Raw genomic sequence first — 21,642 nt, 5'->3', positions numbered from 1 at the left:
CCGCTCGGACGCACCTCTTGGACGTCGTCGTCGGTGACGAGAGTGATCGCTACGTGCAGCAATGGCTCCTTGCAGCATGCGCTCAGCTCAACCGCTGGCGCAGCCCGCTGGCGCGGACGACCCGTCGCTCGACGGCGGCCCGCACCTCCTCCTCGGACCCGAGCACCCGCACCTGCCGCTCGGCCCGGGTCACGGCGGTGTAGAACAGCTCCCGGGTCAGCAGCGGGCTGTCCAGCTCCGGCAGCAGCACGGTGACCTCCTGGGCCTGGCTGCCCTGCGCCTTGTGGATCGTCATCGCGTGCATGGTCTCGACGTCACCCAGGCGGGAGGGGGCGTAGCGGGTGCGTCCCCCCGTGCCGTCGATGACTGCCATCCGCACCGGGGCCCCGGCGGGCGTCTGCGAGGCCACGACCACGCCGGTGTCGCCGTTGAGGACGCCGGTGGCGTAGTCGTTGGCGGTGACGAGCAACGGCCGGCCGAGGTACATCGGTTCGTAGAAGCTCAGCCCGGTCTCCTCGGCCATCCACGTCTCGACGAGATGGTTCCACCGGCGCACGCCGCGATGACCCTCCCGGTGGGCGCAGAGCAGGCGGTGGCGGTGCAGCGCCGCGAGGGTGGCGTCGTCGTCGCCCGTCCGGGCGGCCCGCAGGATGTCGAGGGCCTGCCCGGTGAGGACCTGCCGCAGGTATGCCTCGGGCTCGGGCCCGCGCTCCCAGCGCACCTCCTCGCTGCCCGCCGACAGCGCATCCACCACGGCGTCCGCGTCGCCGACCCGCAGCGCGTGGGCGAGCGCGCCGATGGTCTCGCCGAACCGGTGGACCGTGCGCAGCCGGGCGAGGGCGAGCGGAGCCGGCCGGGCCGCCTCGTCGGGGCCGCCCTGGCCGGCAGAGGTATCGGGCGCGTCGTGGTCGGCCATGTCCCGACCGGGGGCGTCGTGCTCGGGGACGGCAGCCACCAGATCGGCCAGCACCGCCCCCGCCTCGACCGAGACGAGCTGGTCGGCGTCCCCGACGAGGATGAGCCGCGCCGCCGGCCGCAGCGCCTCCAGCAGCCGGGCCATCTGGGTGAGGGAGACCATCGACGCCTCGTCGACGAGGACGACGTCGTGGGGCAGGCGGTTGCCGCGGTGGTGGCGGAAGCGGCTGCGGGAGCCGGGACGCCACCCGAGCAGCCGGTGCAGGGTGCGCGGCTCGACCTCGCGCAGCCGGTCGACGACCGCCCGTCCCGAGGACGCCTCGGTGCGTGCCTCGATCTCGTCCAGGGCCCGGTCCACCGCCGCCTTGACCCGCGCGGCGGCCTTGCCGGTCGGCGCGGCCAGCCCGACCCGGGGCGGTCGCTGGCCGGCGGCGGCGGCCTGCTCGGCCAGCAGGGTCAGCACGCCCGCCACGGTCGTCGTCTTGCCGGTGCCCGGGCCACCGGTGATGACGCCGGTCCGGGAGCGCACGACCACCTCGGCCGCCGCGCGCTGCTCGGCGTATCCCTCCCCGGGGAAGATCCGGGTCAGCCCGGCGCTCAGCACCTCCTCGTCGACCTCGGGAGGGCCGAGCGCGGCCCGCGCCCGCAGGTCCGCCGCCACCTGCACCTCCTGGTGGTGGTAGCGCTGGAGGTAGACGAGACCGCTGGCATCCTCCACCACCAGCCCGCCCGCGGCCGCGAGTCGGCTACCGGCGACCACCCCGGTCCATCCCGCCGGGTCCGGCCACGGCAGCTCGGGAAGCGCCTGCGCCCCGTGGGTCGCGAGCGCCGCGAGGTCGACGGCCACCGACCCCGAGCGGACGGCCCGGGTCGCCACCGCCGCGGCGAGGACGACGTCGGCGTCCTTCTCTCCGGCGGCCCGACCCAGCCCGGTGGCCACGTGCACGTCGGCGGCGGTGAGCAGGCCGGCCTCGTTGAAGGCGGCCAGCGCCGTGCCGGTGGCCGTCGTCAGGGCCAGGCGCCGGTCGTGCTCGTCGACCCGCTCGAAGAGGTCCAGCACGGCCGCACCGGCCGCGGTGTCACCCGGCGGCGCGCTCACCCGACCACCCCCGTCGTCCGGTCCGCCCCGTCGAGCAGCTCGGAGACGCCGACGACCAGCGCCACCGGCGGTCGCCACGAGAAGACGCCGCACGGCATACCGTCGACGACCGGGGTGGCCGGGCCAGACATGCCCCGCAGGTAGAGGTAGAGCACGCCGCCGAGGTGCTGCTCGGGGTCGTAGCCGGGCAGCCGCCAGCGCAGGAAGCGGTGGGCGACGACGGCGTAGAGCAGCGCCTGCAAGGGGTAGGAGGAGTGCCCCATGGCCTCGGCCAACCGCTCCGGTCGGTAGTCCGCTGCGGTCAACGGCTCCTCCGGGCTGCCCAGCCAGTTGGTCTTGTAGTCGACGACGAGGAAGGAGTCGCCACCGGTGGACCGCACCCTCAGCACGACGTCAACCGACCCGGTCAGGTAGCCGCGCAGCTGCTGACCCGCGAGGTCCGGCGCCCCCTCGAGCACCTCGGCCCACCCGCGCACCGGGTCGCCCGGCGGGAGATGGCCGCGCAGCAGCGGCACCAGGTCCCCGAGCAGGGCCGCTCCGTCGCCGGCGCGACCACGGCGCAGGTCGCCGCCCCCCAGCGGGAGCTCGAAGTCGAGCTCGCACAGCCGGTCCGAGCTCCCGACGTCGCGCAGCGTGGCGCCACCGGCGAGCGGCCCCAGCGGCGTGTGGCAGACGGCGACCAGGGCGTCGACCAGGAGGTCCTCGCCGCCCTCGCCCAGGTCCACCGGCCACTGGGCGCGTTGCTCGCGCAGGTGGGTGCGCAGCTCGCCGGCCAGGTCCTCGGCCCCGGGGTCGGCGTGCTCCAGCACCGCGTGCACGAGGGAGCCGAAGGTCGCGCCGACCGGGAGCTCGGCCATGGGCGAGGGCACCCCTGCACCGGGCACCGGTGCCACCTCGCCCAGGCCGGGCAGGGCCGGGACGCTCTCGGCCACGAGGTCCGGGCCGCTGGGCTCGTCCTCGCGGCCGGTGAGGCCGACCTCGGGCTCGGTGCTCACCCCGGCGGTGTCCAGGCCGGTCTCCGATGGCGTGGACAGCGCGGTGTAGGACGTGCGCCGCCACTCATGGTCGACCCGGCGCGTCCACCGGGCGACCGCGAGCCCGGGCACCTCCGGCGCCGGCGCGGGGACGACGTCGCTCGCGTGGTCGGCCCGCTCGAGGGCGAAGGCCCCCTCCGTCGCCCATCGCCCCAGCAGCTGCGTCGCGGCGTCGTCCTGGCGCTGCACCCGCACCTGGTGCGGCACCTCGCCCTCCCCCGGCTCGCGCCCGAAGAGCACCCGGTGCAGGCCCGAGCTGCTGGCGTTGTTGACCGGCGCCCACCAGGTCACCACCTGGCTCTGCGCGCGGGTGAGCGCGACGTAGAGCAGCCGCAGCGACTCACCGGCGTCCTCCTCCTTGTGCCGCCGCACCGCCTCGGCCCAGCCCGGGTTGGCGCGGTCGTCGCCACCGACGTCCAGGCAGCGGGTGCGCTCCGGCGGTTCGTCGTGGAAGAGCGGGATGGCGGGGGAGTCGCTGACCCACCGGTCGCCGAGCGAGGGCAGGTAGACGACGGGGTACTGCAGGCCCTTGCTGCCGTGGATCGTCGCCAGCTGCACCGCGGCGGCGTCGCTGTCGAGGCGGCGGGTCCGGGCCCCGGCGCTCTGGGGGGAGTCCTCGGCCATCCCGGCGCGCAGCCACTCCAGCAGCGCCACCAGGCCGAGCTGGTCGCGCCGGGCGTTCTCGTGCAGCAGCTGGGCGACGTGCCGCAGGTCGGTGAGCGTGCGCTCGCCGCCCACCTGGGCCAGCACCCGTCCGGGCAGCCCGCGGGCGGTGAGCAGCTCGAGGACCGCGGCGACGCCCTGCCGGGCGTAGAGCCCGGCCAGCTCCCGGCAGGTGAGCGCCAGCTCGTCCTCGAGCTCGTCGTCCTGCCGCTCGCCGCGGTCACCGACCCGGGCGACGGCATACCCGAGCAGGTCGGTGAGCGCCGCCGACCGGGTCAGCACCGGGCGGTGCGGCGCGGCCATCGCCTCGAGCAGCGCGAGCCACTCGTGCGCCGCGCGGCTGTGCAGGACCGTGGAGCCGCCGGTGCTCACGGCGGGGATCCCGAGCTCGCGCAGCGCGCGCTGCGCCTCGTGCAGGTCCTTGGCGCGGTGCGCGAGCACGGCGACGTCACGGGCCTGCACCGGCCGCCCGTCGAAGGTGGCCCCGGAGGCCAGCAGCGCGGCGACGTCGTGCGCGAGGTCGCGCGCGATCCACGGGCGGACGGTCGGCATCCGGGTGTCATTGCCGAGGTGGTCGCGCAGCAGGACCTGCCGGAGCCGCACCGGGGCGGTGCTCGGGGCGCCGTGCAGCCGTGGCCCGTCCCGGTGGGCTGTGACCGGGTGCACGACGATCTGCTCGTCACCGAGCTGGGCCCCGGAGAGCATCGCCCCCAGCGCCTGCACCACGCCGGGGTCGGAGCGGTAGTTGCGCAGCAGGGTGCGCCGCTCGTCCGCCGTCCCCGCGGCCGTGAGGTAGGTCGGGACGTCGCCGCCCCGGAAGGCGTAGATCGCCTGCTTCGGGTCGCCGATGAGCACCATCGCGTGGGCGTGGCCGGAGAAGGCCCGGTCGAGCACCGACCACTGGATGGGGTCGGTGTCCTGGAACTCGTCGACGAGCACGACCCGCCAGCGCTGGCGCATCCGGGCCCGGGCGGGCGAGTGCTCGCCCTCCAGCGCCCCGGCGAGCTGGGTGAGCAGGTCGTTGTAGTGCATGACCTGCAGCCGCTGCTTGCGCAGGTCGAGCTCCTCCCGCACGGCCCGCGCGAAGCGGACCCGCCGGTCGGGCACCGAGCGCGGCTCGGCGGCGGTGGGGCGCAGCTCGGCGTGGACGTCGTCGACGACGGTCCGGGCGATCTGCAGCGCCTCCCGGCGGGTGAAGAAGGGATCTTCGTCGCGCAGCGCGAAGGCGCGCAGGTAGAGGTCGTCGACGACCTCGACGAGCAGCCGGTCGAGGTCGTCCACGAGCTCGGCGTCGGCGTCCGCCGTCCCGGCGACGCCCAGGCTGCGCAGCACCTGCTGGCAGAACTGGTGGGTGGTGGCGATGGTGGCGGCGTCGATGTCGGACAGCGCCGTCCGCAGCCGTCGGCGGCGCACCGCCCGCTCCTGCTCGTCGGCGTCGAGCAGCAGCGTGACCAGGTCGTCGTCCCCGCCCTCGGCCGGCGGGTCGGCCAGGGCCCGCTCCGCCGCGACCAGCTGCTCGCGCACCCGGGCCCGCAGCTCCTGACTCGCGGCTCGGCCGAAGGTCACGACGAGCATCTCCGGGAGGGTCACGACCCCCTCGGCGACGTAGCGGGTCACCAGCGCCGCGATGGTCCACGTCTTGCCGGTCCCCGCGCTCGCCTCGAGCAGCACGGTGCCGGTGGGCAGCGGGTCGGTGATCGAGAACGGGGTCAGCGCGTTCACAGCCGCTCCTTGCGCTCGGCGCCGTCGGTCAGCACCGGGCCCCACACCCGCAGCGCCAGCTGACCCAGCCGGTGGTCCACGCCCGGCGTCCACCGCTCGTCGTCCCGGGGCACGCCGAGGATGTCGCGCAGGGGCACCCCGTCACCGTGCACGAAGGCGTGGCTCGGGTCGTCCTGCTCCTTGGGGAACGCCGTCTCGAAGGTGTCGTCGGTGCGCCACTCACGCACCGCGTCGAGGGTCGCGGCGTGCGCGTCACCCGGACCACGCAGGTATGCCTCCGCCCAGGTCAGCGCGGTCCGCGGCGGCAGCGGCAGCGGCTCGACGAGGCCGCGCGAGCGCAGGTCGACGAGCTGGTCCAGCAGCTCGAGGGCGCGGTCGGGGTCGTGCGGGCCGTGGGCGAGGTGCACCCCGCCCGGCCGGCGCCCGCGCTTCTGGGCCCCGAGCAGGTGGCTGGTCGCCTGCGGGCCCATCGCGGCGGCGAGGACCAGGGAGGTGATCCAGGAGCGCAGCCGCTGCTTGGCCCGCACCGTGGAGTAGGTCGCCGTGACGACGCGGGAGCCGATCAGCCCGGTCAGCGTGCCGGTCAGCCGGGTGCCGCTGGGCAGCACGAGGTCGACGTCGAGGGTGCCCCGCTCCAGCGGCACCCCCCAGCCGCCCCGTCCGGCCGTCCGCCACGTGGCCTCGGCCACGATCTGCGCTTGTTCGGTGACCTCCCGGAGGACACCGGCACCGAGCGCCCGGGGCGGCAGCTCGCCGCGCCACAGCTCGGCGTCGACGGTGGCACCGGGGTCGCGCCCGGCCAGCACCGCCTGCAGCACCCGGTCGCCGACCGCCCACTTCTGCAGTCCGCCCAGGTCGATGGGGATGCCCTCGCCCTGCTCCTCGGGCACCTCGGGGAGCACGAGCCCCAGCCGGTCGCGCAGGTAGGCGCGCGCCGGGTGGTCGAAGAAGCGCAGCAGCGCGTCCAGCTCGACCTGGTCACCGGGCAGCGGCTCCAGGTCCGGGTCGACGGGTCGGGGTCGCGGCGCCCGGGGGGAGACCGCGGCCCGGCCGCCGGCCAGCGCCGCCGGGTCGTAGCTGAACGGCCCGCCGCCGGGCAGCAGCGCCGGCGCACCCGGGCGCGACGCACCGAGGTTGCGCGGGTCGAAGGGCTGCAGCGGGTGGTGGGCGAGCACGCGGCATACCCCGGGGGAGGAGGGGTGCGCGGTCCGCCGGACGGCGTCGAGCAGCTCGCCGAGCGGCACCGCGGGCGGGCGCGGGGCGCCCGTGTGCTCGTCGAAGCCGGTGTAGGTGATGACGAGCGTGTCGCCGGCCGCCATGACCGCGTCGAGCAGCAGCTGGCGGTCCTCGCTGCGCGGGTCGCGCTCCCCGGTGACCGGGCGACGCGCCGTGGCGTCGTCGCCGTCGGGTGCGGTGGTGCGGGGGAAGACGCCGTCGTCGAGGCCGACCAGGGCGACGACCCGGTGCGGGACCGAGCGCATGGGCACCATGGTGCAGACGGTCAGCGTGCCGGTGCGGAAGTTGGACCGGGTGGCCCGCCCGGCCGCGTGCTCGTCCAGCAGCGCGTGGACGTCGGAGAGGGAGAGGGACAACCCCGGCCCGTCACCGGCCCGCGCGCCGGCATGCGTCCCGACGAGGTCGAGCTCGCGACGCAGCTGGGTGACCTGCCACGCCTCCGACGGGGGGACGTCGGCCACCCCGAGGACGCCGTCGGTGAGCGTCCCGACCCACTCGGCGACCGTGTCGGCGCGGCGCAGGGCGCGCAGGGTGGCGCCCAGCCGGGCGACCAGCTCGGCCATCCGTCCGGCCAGGTCGAGGTCGGCGCTGTCCAGGTCGTCGAGGCCGAGGGTGGTGCCGAGGTGGTCGAGCTCCTCGCCGTCGACGGCGGCGCCGACGAGCACCCGGGCGAGCCCGGACTCCCAGGTGTTCTGGCTCAGCCCGGGCAGCGCGTAGTCACCGCGGTGGGCGTCGTCCAGGCCCCACCGGATCGCGACCGCATCCACCCAGTCACCGATCCGCTCCAGGTCGTCGTCGTCCAGCCCGAAGCGGCGACGCACGGCGGCGGTGCGGGCGAGGTCGAGCACCTCCCCGGCACCCAGCCGGCCCCCCGCGAGCTCGACCAGCCGGGCGGCCAGCGCCAGCAGCGGGTTGGCCACGGTCGGGGAGCGGTCGGCGAGCCGGACCCGCAGCGTGTGCGCGGGGTGGGTGGCGGGCACCGCGCCACCGGGACCGGTCTCGCGCACCACCTCGCCCAGGCCGAACCCGGCGTGGACGAGGGGTGCGTAGGTGTCGATGTCCGGGCACATGACGAGGATGTCGCGCGGCTCCAGGGTGGGGTCGTGCTCCAGCAGGTCGGTGAGCACGTCGCGCAGAACCTCGACCTGCCGCGACCGCCCGTGGCAGGCGTGCACCTGGATGCTGCGGTCCTCGGCGGGGACCTGCCGGCCGGCCCGCTCGGCGTCCGTGGGGACGTGGTCGGCCTCCAGGTCGGCCTGGAGCAGCTGCAGGAGCGAGGGGGCGGTGCGGCCGCCGGCGCGACCGGCCGGAGCGCTCCGTGGATGTCGCTCGCCGGGGGTATGCGGTGCCAACGCCAGGGTGCGCTGCAGCTCGCGGGCGTCGCGCCCCAGGCTGGCGAGCAGCGGGTGGTCGACGAGCAGGGCGCTGTCGTCCTCCTCCCGTGGGACCGGCCCCCCGGGGGCGGTGCCGGCCAGGGCGTCCCAGGCCGCCGGGGAGGCCTGCGGGAGCCACAGGTGGACGTCACGTCGCTCCGCGATCGCCGCGACGACCTCCACCTCGCTGCGCGCGATGCGGGTGTGCCCGAAGAGCGAGAGCCGCCCGGGCAGGTCGAGCTGCGGGGCGCCGGCTCCGGTCGGATCCTCCGGCGCCGCCCGCAGCGCCTGCACCACCCGGTCGTGGCGCACGTCCGGTGGCTCGGCGTCCACCCGGCTCAGCACCTCGCGCCACAGCGGGGGCTGCCAGGCGAGGTCCGCCTCGACCCGGCCCCCCAGGCCGTCGCCCTGGCCGCCGCCGCGCCAGTCGGTGAGCATCGCCGGACGGGAGGAGGCGTAGGCGGCGAACAGGCCGGCGAGCCGGCGCGCCACGGCATACCGTCGACCGCGGCGCAGCGCGGCAGCCGGCTCGGTGGAGCCGTGACCCAGGTGGGTGGCGAGGGTCCCCGCCCAGTCCTCGTCGAGGCTGGCGTCGATCGACTCCAGCACCGGCCAGACCAGGCGGTCCGGGTGCCACGGGTCGTCGCGCTCGATGCCGAGGACCATCGAGACCAGCGAGTGCGGGTGGAGGAAGCGGACCCCGGCGCACACCCCGTCGTGGCCCGTCGGCCCGGCACCGAGCGTGTGCGAGAGCCGCTGCGCCAGCCAGCGCTCGACCCCCTTGGCGGGGACCGCCACCACCTCCTCGTCGAAGGGGTCGGGCAGCGGCGTCGCCAACAGGTCGGCCAGGCCCTCCGCGAGGGCCGCCGTGCTGGTGTCGCGGTGCACGAACAGGGTCACGGCGCCGACCCTATCCACGTCGACCGACGGACCCGGGGCCACGGTCCGGTGGCCCTCGCGCCCACCTCCCCGCAGACTGGGCCCATGTCCACCCCTGACGTCATCACCCTGCCCCGACCGGACGGCGACCTGCCGGTGCACCGCTTCCGCCCCGCCGAGCCGTCCGGCGCCGGCATCGTCCTGGTGCAGGAGATCTTCGGCGTGTCCTCCTACGTGCGCGACCGGGCGAGGGACCTCGCCGAGCAGGGGTACGAGGTGCACGTCCCCGAGCTCTACTGGCGGATCCCGGACCACGAGGTCGACGAGGGGGGCGAGGGGATGCTGGAGCGCGGCATGGAGCTCATGGCCGCGACCGACTGGGACGACGCGGTGGGGGACACCCTGGCCACGGTGGAGCACCTGCGCGGCGAGCTCGCGGGACGGGTCGGTCTCGTCGGGTTCTGCTACGGCGGTGGGGTCGCCTTCGCGACCGCCGCACGGACCGAGGTCGACGCCCTGGTGTCCTACTACGGGTCCGCGCTGCCGCAGCTGCTGGAGCTCGCGCCCCAGGTCACCGCTCCGAGCCTGCACCACTGGGGCACCGAGGACGCGTTCATCCCCCGGGCCACGGTCGAGGAGATCGAGCGCGCGCTGGACCGGGACGGGGTGGAGTTCGTCCGGCACGAGGGCGCCGGCCACGCCTTCGACAACCCGCACCCGGCCTTCCACCACGCCGAGGCCTCGGCGGCGGCGTGGCCGCGCACCCTGGCGTTCCTGGCCGCCCACCTGCGGGGCTGAGGGACGGGCGCCGACCGACGAGGGTCGTGCCGAGGGGGATCCCGTCCCGACGGGTCTTGTCAGGGCGCCGGGCTGCTCCTACGCTGGGGTTGTGCGTATGGCGAATCGCGTTGCGTGATGAGCAACAGGTACCCCTCGGCCGCGTTGGAGCGGCTGCTGCTGGGCGCGCGGCTGGAGGTCCTGCCGACCGACTCCGTGGCCGAGCAGGTGCACGCGCACGTCGAGCCGGGCCGGACGGTCACCGTCACGGCGTCCCCCGCCAAGGGGCTGGAGGCCACGCTGGCGCTCACCGAGCAGCTCGCCGACCGCTACCACGTCGTGCCCCACCTGGCCGCGCGCATGGTCGAGCGGGCCGAGCTGCCCGACCTCGTCGCGCGGCTGCGGGAGGCGGGTGTCACCGAGATCTTCGTGCCCGGCGGGGACGCCACGCCGACGGACACCACCTTCGGCAACGCGCTGGACCTGCTGATGGAGCTGGCCGAGCTGGGCCGGCCGTTCGAGCGGGTGGGGATCACCGGCTACCCCGAGTCGCATCCGGGCATCGACGACGACGTCATCGTCCAGTCCATGTGGGACAAGCGGCGCTACGCCACCGACATCGTCTCCAACATGACCTTCGATGACGAGCAGGTCGGCCGGTGGCTCGAGCGGGTCCGCCGACGCGGCATCGAGCACCCGGTCTGGGTGGGCGTGCCCGGCCCGGTCGACCCGGCCAAGCTGCTGAAGATGGCGACCGTCATCGGAGTCGGCGACTCCATGCGCTTCCTGCGCAAGCAGCGCGGGGTCTTCACCCGGATCGCGCTGCCCGGCTTCTCGACCACCCGTTTCGCCCACCGCATCGCCGCGCTCGCCGGCACCGAGCGCCTGCACATCGGCGGCCTGCACCTCTACAGCTTCAATCAGGTCGAGAAGACCGAGGCGTGGCGGCGGGAGCAGCTCGCCGAGGTCGCCGACCTGCGCCGGCCTTAGGCCCGGCCCCAGCGCGGGCCCGGGTCGCTCCTCTGGCTCGTCACGACGTCCGATGCGGTCCGATCCCGTGTCCCGTGGTGCGCGACTGCAGCGGATATGTCGCCCGCCAGGGCGATTTCTCGACATACCCCGTGCAGTCGCGCCCTCCGGGCGGGGCCGAAGACCGCGTGGACACGTCCTGAAGACGGCACGAAGCGCGTCAGGGCAGGGGGAACCATGCGCGGCGCTCGGTCGGGGCAGGGGGAACCATGCGCGGCGCTCGGTCGGTCAAGGGGGAACCATTCGCGGCGCTCGGTCGGTCAGGGGGCAACCATTCGCGGCGCTCGGTCGGTCAAGGGGGAACCATGCGCGGCGCTCGGTCGGTCAGGGGGGAACCATGCGCGGCGCTCGGTGGGAGGCAGGGTCAGCACGACGTCGGCCCCAGCACGAGGCGGGCGAGGGCGTCGTCCAGACCGGCGGTGCCGGTCCGCTCGACCTGCAGCGGCAGCCCCAGCCGGGCGGCAGCGCGCCGGGCCAGCGCGGTGAGCTCGGGGTCGTCGGACTCCTGCGCCAGCCAGACGCACCGCGTGTAGTGGCCGAAGTAGTCGTCCCGCAGCTCCGGGTGCCGGTCCAGCCCCAGCTCGGCCCACACCGTGCGGTCGAAGCTGCGGACCAGGAAGTCGGTGAGCAGGTAGGTCCCGGGCTCCTCCTCCAGCAGCGCGGCGACCCGCGCCTCACCGGCATACAGGTCGTAGCAGTGCAGCCCGGGCAGCCGCGCGACCCCGCGGCGGGCGCACAGCGCGTCGAGCGCGCCGTAGGTGCCGCAGTCGGCATACCCGACGGCGACCCGGTCGTAGCGTCCGGCGAGCCGGTCGACGGCCGCCTCGACCTCGCCGGCGATCCGCTGCGGGTGGTTGTGCAGCAGGGGCGGCAGCGGGTGCACGTCGACGGGCAGCGGAGGGGTATGCCGTGCCGCTGCGGCCGCGGCGTGGGTCGCCAGGGCTCCGCAGGCGACGAGCGCCACGCGCGACCCGGCCGGACGCAGCCGCCCCGAGGACGTCCGTGCCTCTGCCCGGGCCTTTCCTTGCGACACGGGCGTTCCTCTGGGCACGCTCGTGTCAGCAGGAGATGCACGAGGGTCCTCGGCGGCGTCAGGCCGGGAAGGAGAGCTGGTCGACGAAGCGGTCGTTGAAGTCGCTGCGGTCGGAGAGCTCGACATAGCGCACCCCCTCGAGCAGGGCCTCGGCGCCGGCGCGCTCGGTCGCCGAGAGCAGCACCATCTTGGCGCCCTCCCCGGCGATGTTGCCGGCCGCCACGATCCGCAGCGTCGGCAGCCGGGGGACCAGCCCGATCCGCACCGCGGCGGCGGGCGAGAGGTAGGAGCCGAAGGACCCCGCGAGCAGCACCTGCTGGACCTCACGGGGCTCCAGCCCGATCTCCTCCAGCAGCAGGGTCCACCCGGTCGAGATGGCGGCCTTGGCGAACTGCAGCTCGCGGACGTCGCGCTGGGAGAGGTAGACCGACTCGGACGCCGGGGCGTCCGGCGACTCGCGGTAGAGCACGAAGACGCGTTCGCCCGCCTCGCCGATGCTGGCCAGCCGGTCGGCCAGCGCCGGGGCCACCGACCGGGCGGTCTCCGCGTCGACCAGACGGCCGGAGGGGTCCAGCAGCCCCACCCGGCTGAGCTCGGCCACCGCGTCGACCAGGCCCGAGCCGCACAGCCCGCGCGGCTCGACGTCGCCGATCACCCCGAGCTGCACGGCGTCCGGCAGCTCCTCCTCGCCGGTGGCGGGATCGGGCCAGTCGGCGAGCAGTTTCACCGTCTCCACCGCGCCGTCCGCCGCCCGCATGCCGCACCGGATGGAGGCGCCCTCGAAGGCCGGTCCGGCGGGGGCGGCGGTGGAGACCAGCTGGGTGCCGTCGGACAGGACGATCTCGCAGTTGGTGCCGATGTCGATCATCAGCCGTACCCGGGAGTCGCGGTCCATCCCCGAGGCCTGGATGCCGGCGACGATGTCGCCACCGACGTAGGCCCCGAGAGCCGGGTGCAGGAAGGCCCGGGCCGCGGGGTGCACCGAGGACCCCAGGCCGACCTCGACGGCCGGGACCAAGGGCCAGCGGTCCGTGGCGAGGATGAAGGGCGCCACGCCCAGGGGTTCCGGGTCCTGGCCCAGGAGCAGCGCGACCATCGTGGCGTTGCCGGCGATCGCCACGTCGTAGACCTCGCCCGGCTCGACCCCGGCCTCGGCGCACACCTCGGCCGCCAGCTCGGCCAGCGTCTCGTGGGCGCGGGCCCGCAGCCGCGGCAGGGCCTGCGGGTCGAGCATGGTCGCGCTGATCCGGGAGATGACGTCGCCGCCGAAGGGCTGCTGGGCGTTGAGCATCGACGCGACGGCCACGGGGGTGCCGGTCGTCAGGTCCATGAGCGTCGCGACCACCGTCGTGGTGCCGAGGTCGACCGCCAGCCCGAAGGAGCGGCCCGTGGTGTCGCCCGCCTCGACGTCGATGAGCCGGTCGTCCGCGACCACCGCGGTCACCTTGTGGTCCGCCGACCGCAGCGCGGGCCCCACCCGCCGCAGCGCGTGCAGCTCGGCGACCGGCTCGAGGTCCTCGATCGCGTCGAGCACCCGGGTGAGGTCGGGCCGCTGGTCGGCCAGCGTCGCCTCGGTGAGCTCGACGTAGCGCTTCTGCACCGAGGGCCGCAGGATGACCTGCCGTCCGACGCCGACCGTCGACGCCTTGGGGCGGGTGGTCAGTGGCGGCACGTCGACGGTCATCGCCCCCCAGGCCGTGGCGAGACATCCGAGTCGCCAGCCCGCGTCCAGCTGGTCCGCGGAGAAGGTGCGCTCGTCCTGCGGCGTCACCGGGGGCATCCAGTCGCCCTCGGTGACCTGCAGCTTGCACTTGCGGCACGTGCCGTGCCCGCCGCAGGTCGAGTCCACGGCGATGCCGTTCCAGCTCGCCGCCTCGAAGAGGTTCACCCCCGCTGGAACGCGCACGGTCGCCCCCGACGGGGTGTAGGAGAGGTCGACCCGCTCCGGCCACTCGCCCTCGGTGACGACCGGCGTGTCGTCCACCGGCTCCACCGCGCCCACCTCGGCGGCCCCGGCCGCCGCACGCTGCACCGGGCCACGAGCCGTGGCCGCCCCCGCCTCCTGCTGCCTCACGTCGCAGCGGCCGCCTGCCGCGCGCGGTGGGTGCCGATCCACGACATACCCCACTCGTCGTGCCCGAGGAGCAGGTCGGCGGCGCGCACCGAGTCCACCACCTGGGCGGTCCGGGCGTCCATGATGGCGCTGGTCATCCCCGCGGCCATCGCGAGCGGCAGCCAGGCCGCGTTGATCGCGGGCCGGCCGGGCATGCCGAAGGACACGTTGGAGGCGCCGCAGGTCATGTTGAGGCCCCAGCGCTCGTGCACCCCGGCGACGGTCTCCAGCGTCGTCACGCCCACCGTGCTGTCCGCGCCGATCGGCATGGCCAGCGGGTCGATGACGATGTCCTGCAGCGCGATGCCGTACTCGCGCGTCGCGACCCGGACGATCTTCTCCACCAGCTCCAGCCGCTTGCCCGACTCCATGGGGATCTCGTCGGCGTCGTTGGGCAGCGCGATCACCGCGGCGTCGTGCTTCTTGACCAGCGGCAGGATCGCCTCGAGGCGCTCGTCCTCGGCGGTCACCGAGTTGACCAGGGCCCGGCCCTGGTAGGCCTGCAGCCCGGCCTCCAGCGCCTCGACGACGGAGGAGTCGATGCAGACCGGCAGGTCGGTGCGGGCCTGCACGACCTGGATCGCCCGGACGAGCAGGTCGGCCTCGTCGGTGAGCGGCACGCCCATGTTGACGTCGAGGACGTCGGCGCCGCCGAGGACCTGCGCCTCGACGTCCTTCTCGATCGCCGACAGGTCGCCCTCGCGCAGCTGGGCCTGGAAGACCTTGCGGCCGGTGGGGTTGATCCGCTCACCGATGACGCAGAAGCGCTGGTCCGCCCCGAGGACGACCTCCTTCGTGGCCGATCGCAGCACGGTGTGCAGCGGGCCCCCGGCCAGCGCCGCCGACCCCCAGGCCGGGCTCATGCCGGCACCGCCGCCCCGGCGCGGGCACGACGGTCCTTGAGCAGGGCCTTGGCCTTCTTCACCGTGGCCGAGGCGTCCGCGGCGTAGCCGTCCGCCCCGACGGCGTCGGCATACTCCTGGGTGACCGGGGCGCCGCCGACCATGACGATGACCTCGTCGCGGATGCCCGCCTTCTCGAGGGCGTTCATGTTGGCCTTGAACATCGGCATGGTCGTCGTGAGGAAGGCCGAGAAGCCGACGACGTCGGGCTGGTGCTCCTCGATGGCGGCCACGAACTTCTCCGGCGCCACCTGCACGCCGAGGTCGATGACCTCGAAGCCGGCGCCCTCCAGCATGATGTTGACGAGGTTCTTGCCGATGTCGTGGACATCACCCTTGACCGTGCCCATGAGGAAGGTCCCGACCGTCTGCACGCCGGTGTCGGCCAGCAGCGGTCGCAGCACCTCCATCGAGCCGGCCATGGCCCGGCCCGCGATGAGCATCTCCGGGACGAAGAAGTCACCCCGCTCGAAGCGGGCCCCCACCTCCTCCAGGGCGGGGATGAGGGCGTCGAAGAGGAGCACCTGCGGCTCCATGTCCATGCCGAGGGCCTGGTGGGTCAGCTCCAGGACGCCTGGACCGTTGCCCACGAGGGTGCGGTCGTAGAGGCCCTGCAGGATCTCGTCGGGAGTCATGAGGCACCTTTCATCACGTGCGGCTCGGTGAGGCGCCCGGACAGGTCGTCCGCGTGCCGGGAGACGAGGCGGCCGAGCTCGTCGAGGCGGCCGGTCAGTCGGGAGGTGGGGCCGGACAGGCCGATGGCCGCGACGAGGCGCCCGCGCAGCCGGACGGGGGCGCCGATGCCGGTCAGCGCCACCTCGAGCTCGTCGACGGTGGTCGCCCAGCCCCGGGCCCGGATGACCTCGAACTCGGCGCGCAGCGCGTCCGGGTCGGTGACCGTGCGCGCGGTGAGCGAGGGCAGCCGGTCGGGCAGCTCTAGCGCGCCGAAGGCATACAGCGTCTTGCCGAGCGAGGAGGAGTGGGCCGGCAGGTTCACCCCCACCCAGTCGCGGCTGCCGATGAGGAAGGTGGAGTCCACCTGCGCGATCTGCACCACCGAAGTGCCGACCGGCACGCCCAGGTTGATGGTCTCGCCGGTGGCCTTGCTGAGGGCGGCCATCGTCGGCTGCGCCTCGCGGGCGAGCCAGTCCCGGGTGTCGGTGCGGGCGGCGTACTGCTCGAAGAGCGGGCCGGGCAGGTAGCCGTTGCCCTCCACGTCACGCGAGATGAGGTGCGAGCGCTCCAGCGCGGCGAGCAGCCGGGACACGGTCGACCGGGCCAGGCCGGTGGCCTGGGCCAGGTCGGGGGTGCTCAGCGGGTCGGGCGACTGGACGACGCGCACGACGAGGTCCGCCGCCCGGTCGATCGCCTGGGTCCCCTGAGTCGCCATTCTTCGTGTCCCTCTTCCCTGAGTGCTCACTATGTGGGAGCGTATGCCCATATCGTGAGACGACGCAAGGGTGCGGCGTCCGGCGCGTCGCCCGGGTCGCCCGGGGGCGGGGAGGAGGAGTGCGATGTTCGTCAACCGCATGCCGAGGTATGAGGTGCTCTCGGAGCAGGCGATGGACCAGCTCGACGGCGCGTGGCGCCGGCTGATGACCGAGGTGGGGGTGCAGTTCGCCAGCGAGGATGCCCTCGAGCTGCTGCGACAGGCGGGGCAGAGGGTCGAGGGAGAGACGGCATACCTCGACCCGGAGTGGGTGCTGGAACAGGTCGCGAAGGCGCCTCGGGAGTTCGACGTGCAGGCGCGCAACCCGCAGCGCTCGGTCCACATCGGCGGCGACAGCATGGCCTTCGGCGCGGTCTACGGACCGCCCTTCGTGCGCGAGGGCGACGCGCGGCGCGACGGCACCTTCGACGACTACCAGCGCTTCGCCCGGCTGGCGCAGTCCTTCGACGTGCTGGACTCCGCCGGCGGTGTCGTCTGCGAGCCCAACGACCTGCCGCTGGACAGCAGGCACCTCGACATGACGCTGGCGCTCATGACGCAGACCGACAAGATCTACATGGGCAACGTCGTGTCCGGGCAGAACGCCCGCGACGTCATCGCCATGGGGGAGATCCTCTTCGGCGGTCGGGAGGCGATCGAGGCCACCCCGGCGTCGATCTCGCTCATCAACTGCAACAGCCCGCTGCGCTGGGACGACCGGATGCTCGAGGCGCTGTTCGAGTATGCGCGCGCCGGCCAGCCCGTCGTGCTCACCCCGTTCATCCTCATGGGGGCGATGTCCCCGGTGACCATCCCGGCGGCCCTGACCCAGCAGATCACCGAGGCGCTGTCCGGGATCGCGCTCGCGCAGACCATCCGGCCCGGGACGCCGGTGATCTTCGGGTCGTTCCTGTCCACCATCGACATGCAGTCGGGGTCGCCGACCTTCGGCACACCGGAGTCGGGCCTGGGGCTGCTGTGCACCGGGCAGATCGCGCGGCACTTCGGGCTGCCGTTCCGCGGCGGCGGGGCGCTGACCAGCTCGCAGGTGCCGGACGCGCAGGCCGGCTACGAGGCGACGATGACGCTGCTGCCGACCTTCCTCGCCGGCACCAACTGGGTCATGCACTCGGCCGGCTGGCTCGAGGGCGGTCTGGTGAGCAGCTTCGAGAAGTTCGTCGTCGACTGCCAGATCATCGAGATGCTGCAGCACGAGTTCCGGCCGCTGGAGATCGACGAGGGGTCGCTGGCCTTCGACGCCCACGTCGAGGTGGGGCACGGCGGGCACTTCCTCGGGGCGATGCACACCATGGAGCGCTTCCGGACCTGCTTCTACCGGCCGTTCCTGTCCAGCGCGGACAACTTCGAGCGGTGGACCTCCAAGGGGGCGCCGGACACGGCCACCCGGGCCTCGGCCGTGGTCGCCTCCCGGTTGGAGGCCTACGAGGCGCCGCCGCTGGACGACGCGGTCCGGGAGGAGCTGGAGGCCTTCGTCGTGCGGCGCCGGGCCGAGCTCGGCGACTGAGGTCCGGCCGGCCCCGGGATCGGGGCATCCCGATCCGTGACGACTGTCGGTGCGCCGTGCCACGATCGTCCTGGAGGCGCCGCCACGGCGGCGGCGCGGAGAGGGCGGAGCCATGGCGAGGCGACCGGTGCTGCTCGTCGGGACGACCAAGGGGGCGTTCGTCCTCGAGCAGCGCGAGGGGGACGACGGTGCCGGCTGGGCGGTGCGGGGCCCCTTCTGCGACGGCTGGCCCATCAACCACGTCGTCGGCGACCCGGCGACCGGGACGATCTGGGCCGGCGGCGGGGGCGACTGGTCGGGTGCGGGGGTGTGGCGCTCCACCGACGGCGGACGGTCCTGGACCCTCACCCGGCTCACCACGGGAGAGATGGACACCTGGGCGGCGGCCGACCCGGAGTTCGCGGCGATGGTCGGATGGACCGAGGAGCCGGTGCCGTTCGGCGCGGAGTTCAGCCAGGTCTGGTCGCTCGGTCTCGCCGGGGACCGGGTGTATGCCGGGACGAAGCCGGCCGCGCTCCTCGCCAGCGACGACGGCGGGGTGACGTGGGCCGAGGTCGACAGCCTGCGACGGCACCCCTCGGCGGAGGACTGGAACCCGGGCGCGGCGGGGTTGGTGCTGCACACAATCCTGGCCAACCCCGGTGACCCGTCCCGGGTGTGGCTCGGGATCTCCGCCGCCGGGGTCTTCGCCACGAAGGACGCCGGAGGTCAGTGGGAGCGGCGCAACGCGCTGGCCCTGCCCGACGAGCCGGACGCCGCGGCCGCGGCCGAGCACCCGGGAGGCCCGGGCGGCGGGGAGGTGGGGCTGTGCGTCCACCACATCGTCCGGGCACCCGGGCCGGGCGACGTGCTCTACCAGCGCAACCACGTCGGGGTGTGGCGCTCCGGTGACGGCGGTCTGACCTGGAGCGACATCACCGCCGGTCTGCCCTCCACCTTCGGCTTCCCGATGCGGGTCCACCCCCGCGACCCCGACACGATCTGGACGATCCCGCTCAACGGCGACATGGAGGGCCGCTACCCGCCGGACGCCGCCGCGGCCGTCTGGCGCTCGACCGACGGAGGCGCCACCTGGCAGGCGCAGCGGACCGGGCTGCCGCAGGAGTTCTGTTTCTTCACCGTGCTGCGCCAGGCGATGGCGGGCGACACCGGTGACCCGGCGGGGCTCTACTTCGGCACCAACACGGGGTCGGTCTTCGCCACGGCCGACGAAGGGGAGAGCTGGGAGGAGATCGCACGGCACCTGCCGACGGTGCTGTCGGTGGAGGTACTCGAGCGCACCTGACCATGTCGAGATCCGCCCTCCCGCTCCGACGTCCTGGGTGGACGTCGCCGGACCGGCGGCGCGGAACCGCACGCCACGAGCTAGGAGCCAGCATGAAGTACGTCATCCTCATCCAGTCCAACCCCCAGCCCTGGGGCCACCCCACGTCCGACTTCCTCCCCGCCTACCAGGAGCAGTCGCAGGAGGAGCGTGAGCAGCTCAACGGCGACTTCGAGCGGATGCTCGGCGAGCTCAGCGAGGCCGGCGAGCTCGTCGGCGGCGAGGCGCTGGGCGACCCGGGCGCCGCGCGGCTCTTCCGGTGGTCGGGCGGGGACCGGGTGGTCACGGACGGCCCCTACGCCGAGGGCAAGGAGCACCTCGCCGGGTTCTTCCTCATCGACGTGGAGTCCCAGGAACGGGCCGAGGAGATCACCCGGGCCTTCAGCGGTCCGGGCGAGACCGTCGAGCTGCGACCGGTCATGGGAGGTGGTGACGACGCCGACTGACCCCGCGATGGAGGCGGTGTGGCGCACCCACCGCACCCGGGTGCTCGGGGCGCTGCTGCGTCGGCACGGGGATGCGCGGGACTGCGAGGACGCCGCCCAGGACGCCCTGCTGGCGGCGGCCGAGCAGTGGCCGAGGGACGGCCTGCCCGACGACCCGGGCGCCTGGTTGGTGCGGGTCGCCTCCCGTCGTCTCATCGACCGGGTGCGCAGCGACGGGGCCCGGAAGGCCAGGGAGGAGGTCGCCGTCCGCGAGGAGGACGCCCTCCACCGCGGTGTGCTCATGACGCACGAGCCCGAGCCCGTGACCGTCCCGGACGACGTGGTCGAGATGATGCTGCGCTGCTGCCACCCCGTGCTCTCACCCAGCTCGCGGGTGGCGCTGACGCTGCGGGCCGTGGGTGGCCTGACGACCCGCCAGATCGCAGCGGGCTTCCTCGTGCCCGAGGCGACGATGGCGCAGCGCATCAGCCGGGCCCGCGCCACCCTGGCGGCCGGAGGCGCGACCTTCGGTGCGCCGGATCCGACCGAGCTCCCGGAGCGCAGGGCGGCCGTGCGTCACGTCGTCTCGCTCGTCTTCACCGAAGGCCACCAGCGCAGCTCCGGTGACACCGTCGTGGACCGCGCCTTCGTCGAGGAGGCCCTGCGGCTCGCGAGGGTGCTCCACGAGGCGTGCCCGGAGGACCCGGAGAACGCCGGGCTGCTGGCGCTCCTGCTGCTCACGGCGGCGCGGACACCGGCTCGGACGGACGCCGCCGGGGACCTCGTCCCGCTGGACCAGCAGGACCGGCGGCTGTGGGACCAGGCGCTCATCCACGAGGGGGTGCACCTGCTCGAGGTATGCCTGCCGCGGGGCGGGGTGGGTCAGTTCCAGCTCCAGGCAGCCGTCGCGGCGGTGCACGCCGAGGCCGCGTCTGCGCAGGACACCGACTGGCCGCAGGTCCTCGCGCTCTACCGCCTGCTGGACGCCGTCGCACCGTCCGCCGCGACCACCGTCGCCCTCGCCACCGCGACGGCCGAGGTCGAGGGAGCCGTGGCCGGCCTCGTCGTGCTGGACGGGATCCAGGACCCGAGATGGCACCGCGTCCACGTGGTGCGCGGCCACCTGCTCGCCCGGGCCGGTGACCTCGACGGAGCACGGCGCAGCTGGGCCGAGGCGGCCAAGCTGACGCGCAGCATCCGGGAGCAGCGTCACCTCAACGGCCTCATCGAGGAGCTGGACCGCTGAGCGGAGGTGGGCCAGGTCGTCGCGCGGGGCGCGTAAGGTTGCGGTATGCGCAACGACAGTGATGTCCCGTCCTCCTCACCCGCGGGCGAGCCCCGGAGCCAGGGGGCCGTCCAGTCCGTCGACCGGGCGCTGACCATCCTGGAGATCCTGGCCCGCGGCGAGGCCGGGGTGGGGGAGATCGCCGCCCAGCTGGGGGTGCACAAGTCCACCGCGAGCCGGCTCGTCGCGGCGCTCGCCGCCCACGACCTCGTCGAGCAGCCGACCGAGCGTGGCCGCGCCCGGCTCGGGGTGGGCATCCTGCGCCTCGCCGGAGCGACCAGCGCCCGCCTCGACCTCGTGCAGGAGGCGCGCCCGGTCTGCCGGCTGCTCGCCTCCCAGACCAACGAGACGGTCAACCTCGCCGTCCTCGGCGACCGCTCGGCGCTCTACATCGACCAGGTCATCGGGCCCTCGACGATCACGTCCTACAACTGGGTCGGCCAGCACATCCCCCTGCACGCCACGTCCAACGGTCGGGTCCTCGTCAGCGAGCTGCCGCCCACCGAGCGCCGCGCCACCTGGGGCGAGCTCACGGCATACACCGACTCGACGGTGACCGACCCCGGCCAGCTCGAGGAGCTGGTGGCCGAGGTCGTCGCCCACGGGTATGCCGTCGCGCGCGACGAGCTGGACGTCGGGCTGACCGCGGTGGCGGCGCCGGTGCGCAACGCGCACGGAGAGGTGTGCGCCTCGGTCAGCGTGTCCGGGCCGAGCTTCCGGATCGACGAGGTCAGGGTCGAGCAGATCGTGCCCCTGCTGCTGCGGGCGGCCGGCGACGTCTCCGCCCGGCTGGGCTGGCACGCGGCCTGAGTCGCGCCGCGGGCCGCCAGACGGGCACCACGGCGCGGGGCGGCGGCATACCCGCAGGTCGTCGCGCAG

At 74.6% G+C, this 21,642-nt stretch carries 15 protein-coding genes; 7 read left to right on the top strand and 8 right to left on the bottom strand.

The annotated features are described in order from the left end of the window. Positions 1–82: 82 nt before the first annotated feature. From recD to recC, 3 genes are read right to left on the bottom strand one after another with little or no spacing between them, the layout of a single operon-like run. Positions 83–2,014, bottom strand: a complete 1,932-nt coding sequence (gene recD / locus Q0795_RS04540; protein WP_298887076.1) for an exodeoxyribonuclease V subunit alpha — start codon at positions 2,012–2,014, stop codon at positions 83–85. Beyond that, the gene (locus tag Q0795_RS04535; protein WP_298887075.1) at positions 2,011–5,433 is read right to left on the bottom strand and encodes a UvrD-helicase domain-containing protein; all 3,423 of its coding nucleotides are present in this window, start codon (positions 5,431–5,433) and stop codon (positions 2,011–2,013) included. The genes recD and Q0795_RS04535 overlap by 4 nt, the downstream gene beginning before the upstream one ends. Further along, positions 5,430–8,942, bottom strand: coding sequence for an exodeoxyribonuclease V subunit gamma (gene recC, locus Q0795_RS04530; RefSeq protein WP_298887073.1), 3,513 nt, complete (start codon positions 8,940–8,942; stop codon positions 5,430–5,432). The genes Q0795_RS04535 and recC overlap by 4 nt, the downstream gene beginning before the upstream one ends. 84 nt (positions 8,943–9,026) lie before the next feature. On the opposite strand from recC, the gene Q0795_RS04525 reads away from it, so the two are divergent. Further along, entirely contained in the window at positions 9,027–9,719 is a 693-nt protein-coding gene (locus Q0795_RS04525) for a dienelactone hydrolase family protein (protein WP_298887071.1), read from the top strand. Positions 9,720–9,836: 117 nt separating this feature from the next. After that, entirely contained in the window at positions 9,837–10,688 is an 852-nt protein-coding gene (locus Q0795_RS04520; protein ID WP_298887069.1) for a methylenetetrahydrofolate reductase, read from the top strand. 403 nt (positions 10,689–11,091) lie between these two features. Here the strand turns inward: Q0795_RS04520 and Q0795_RS04515 are convergent, their stop codons facing one another. Genes Q0795_RS04515 through Q0795_RS04495 form a run of 5 tightly spaced genes read right to left on the bottom strand, consistent with a single transcriptional unit; the run spans position 11,092 to position 16,165 of the window. After that, positions 11,092–11,760: a DUF1638 domain-containing protein gene (locus tag Q0795_RS04515; protein ID WP_298887067.1), complete on the bottom strand. Its 669-nt coding sequence runs from the start codon at positions 11,758–11,760 to the stop codon at positions 11,092–11,094. A gap of 58 nt (positions 11,761–11,818) precedes the next feature. After that, positions 11,819–13,834, bottom strand: a complete 2,016-nt coding sequence (locus Q0795_RS04510; RefSeq protein ID WP_298887065.1) for an ASKHA domain-containing protein — start codon at positions 13,832–13,834, stop codon at positions 11,819–11,821. Then, complete coding sequence (locus tag Q0795_RS04505) at positions 13,831–14,736, bottom strand: dihydropteroate synthase (RefSeq protein ID WP_298887063.1); 906 nt, start codon at positions 14,734–14,736, stop codon at positions 13,831–13,833. The genes Q0795_RS04510 and Q0795_RS04505 overlap by 4 nt, the downstream gene beginning before the upstream one ends. After that, positions 14,733–15,410, bottom strand: coding sequence for a corrinoid protein (locus Q0795_RS04500; RefSeq protein ID WP_298887062.1), 678 nt, complete (start codon positions 15,408–15,410; stop codon positions 14,733–14,735). The genes Q0795_RS04505 and Q0795_RS04500 overlap by 4 nt, the downstream gene beginning before the upstream one ends. Beyond that, the gene (locus Q0795_RS04495) at positions 15,407–16,165 is read right to left on the bottom strand and encodes an IclR family transcriptional regulator (RefSeq protein WP_298887060.1); all 759 of its coding nucleotides are present in this window, start codon (positions 16,163–16,165) and stop codon (positions 15,407–15,409) included. Before Q0795_RS04495 ends, Q0795_RS04500 begins: the two co-directional genes overlap by 4 nt. 70 nt (positions 16,166–16,235) lie before the next feature. Between Q0795_RS04495 and Q0795_RS04490 the strand changes: the two genes are divergently transcribed. The 5 genes from Q0795_RS04490 to Q0795_RS04470 all read left to right on the top strand — a co-directional run bounded on the left by Q0795_RS04490 (position 16,236) and on the right by Q0795_RS04470 (position 21,573). Continuing rightward, positions 16,236–17,729, top strand: coding sequence for a trimethylamine methyltransferase family protein (locus tag Q0795_RS04490; protein WP_298887058.1), 1,494 nt, complete (start codon positions 16,236–16,238; stop codon positions 17,727–17,729). 112 nt (positions 17,730–17,841) lie between these two features. Continuing rightward, positions 17,842–19,014 (top strand): sialidase family protein, encoded by a 1,173-nt coding sequence (locus tag Q0795_RS04485; RefSeq protein WP_298887056.1) that lies wholly within the window; start codon positions 17,842–17,844, stop codon positions 19,012–19,014. A 92-nt stretch (positions 19,015–19,106) separates the two neighbouring features. Beyond that, positions 19,107–19,499: a YciI family protein gene (locus Q0795_RS04480; RefSeq protein WP_298887054.1), complete on the top strand. Its 393-nt coding sequence runs from the start codon at positions 19,107–19,109 to the stop codon at positions 19,497–19,499. Then, entirely contained in the window at positions 19,483–20,724 is a 1,242-nt protein-coding gene (locus Q0795_RS04475) for a DUF6596 domain-containing protein (RefSeq protein WP_298887052.1), read from the top strand. The genes Q0795_RS04480 and Q0795_RS04475 overlap by 17 nt, the downstream gene beginning before the upstream one ends. Before the next feature lie 45 nt (positions 20,725–20,769). After that, positions 20,770–21,573: an IclR family transcriptional regulator gene (locus Q0795_RS04470; RefSeq protein ID WP_298887050.1), complete on the top strand. Its 804-nt coding sequence runs from the start codon at positions 20,770–20,772 to the stop codon at positions 21,571–21,573. Positions 21,574–21,642: the final 69 nt, after the last annotated feature.

Origin of the sequence: uncultured Serinicoccus sp. (assembly GCF_947487915.1) — a bacterium.
Classification (GTDB): domain Bacteria; phylum Actinomycetota; class Actinomycetes; order Actinomycetales; family Dermatophilaceae; genus Ornithinicoccus.
The sequence above is the reverse complement of the archived record's forward strand: the minus strand, read 5'-3'. Positions and strand labels throughout refer to the sequence as shown.